This window comes from Pseudoalteromonas sp. G5_S1_54_S4 (assembly GCF_054968565.1).
The window spans coordinates 1-299 of sequence record NZ_JBQKUL010000154.1 but is presented as its reverse complement, the minus strand read 5'-3'; the positions used below and the strand labels follow the sequence as shown (position 1 = coordinate 299).

At 40.8% G+C, this 299-nt stretch carries 1 rRNA gene; it reads right to left on the bottom strand.

The annotated features are described in order from the left end of the window. Positions 1–99: 99 nt before the first annotated feature. Positions 100–214, bottom strand: a 5S ribosomal RNA gene (gene rrf / locus ACTRWE_RS19340). Positions 215–299 lie beyond the last annotated feature (85 nt).

Sequence of the window (299 nt, the reverse complement as noted above, 5' to 3'; positions counted from 1 at the left end):
CTTCCTTTAACCTGTTACCTTTTATCTTGCATCTGCATTTTCACTTCCTGCAGACGTAAAAAAGCCCGACTATTTCTAGTCGAGCTTTCTCAATTTGGAGCCTGGTAATGTCCTACTTTCACATAACAAATGCTACACTATCATCGGCGCTGTTTCGTTTCACTGCTGAGTTCGGCATGGGGTCAGGTGGGTCCAAAACGCTATTGTCACCAAGCAAATTTGGGTGTCAGTTCGTATCGCTACGTACTAACTAAAATTTGGAATTTCTGATAATAAAGTCTTCAAGTATCTACTTTAGT